Origin of the sequence: Cedecea sp. VD22 (assembly GCF_037150195.1) — a bacterium.
Taxonomy (GTDB): Bacteria; Pseudomonadota; Gammaproteobacteria; order Enterobacterales; family Enterobacteriaceae; genus Cedecea.
In genome coordinates this window covers 1-908 of the sequence record NZ_JBBCPX010000041.1, presented here as the reverse complement: position 1 = coordinate 908, position 908 = coordinate 1, and the positions used below count along the sequence as shown (strand labels likewise).

The 908-nt window shown below is 48.5% G+C and carries 2 protein-coding genes; both read left to right on the top strand.

What is annotated here, in order from left to right; genetic code table 11:
* Window positions 1–263, top strand: a 263-nt coding sequence (locus WFK85_RS23355) for a hypothetical protein (protein WP_336709952.1), incomplete at its 5' end; no start/stop codon positions are given.
* Window positions 211–908: CSS-motif domain-containing protein (locus WFK85_RS23350; protein ID WP_336709954.1), on the top strand; the 698-nt coding region annotated here is incomplete at its 3' end. The genes WFK85_RS23355 and WFK85_RS23350, both read left to right, overlap by 53 nt.

The window sequence follows — 908 nt, the reverse complement described above, 5'->3', positions numbered from 1 at the left end:
TTTTGTATTTATCACCTTGCGTGAGTATCAGCCTGTTAACTTTAAAAAAATGGATATTTGAGCAACTTTGTATTTATGATGGTGTTTTATTCTTTGTGAACGCCAATGAGCCATATGAAAACAATATCACCCAGGCCATTTCAGTTATGGATGACCCTTGCCGGAGCAACGGTGATGCTCTGTATTATTCTTATATGCTCGGGTTTGTGGATGCAGTACCGCGCAATGACTGCTGGTGTGAGCGGTATACTCAGGCTTACTGATGAATACTATCAACCAGCATCCGCCACGCTTAGTCGGATTAGTGAAGCAGGTGCTCATGACTGCGAAACAATCCTGCCGTTGCTGACATCTCTGGCAACGCTAACACCTTACACCAGGAGCGCGGGGATCATTTCAGGCAAGACAATAATCTGTTCCTCCTTCAGCGGAAATAAATCCTGGCCTGTTAAAAGCATTTTTCCGGATGTGAGTGTGTCTGACGGGAATATGCCGGCAGTGGCCTCATCAATCTCGATGAACCCCGGCCACGGCGACTCTGTGATTGTCTATACCCGGATGCTGAAGGAAAATATTTACGCCTATACGGTACTGGACACCCGTTACATGCGGGAGCTGATTAAGGTGATGGCCGGTAATACCCACCTGAACTACGCACTACAGGCAGGGCACGGGCGGTCTGTCACCCTGGGGGGGCCCCGGGGTGACCACGAAGTTCTTACCTCGCTACAAATACAGGCAGGTGATATCAGGGTGTCGGCTTATTCGACCCTCCGTAGCTGGCTGTACTTCAGTACTGAAGGCATCCCGATAATTCTTCCTGCATTTCTTTTATTTTCATTCCTGTCAGGTACTTTCTGGAAACGATGGCATGCTGCTCGTATTTCCCCTGCATCCGTGATAAGCAG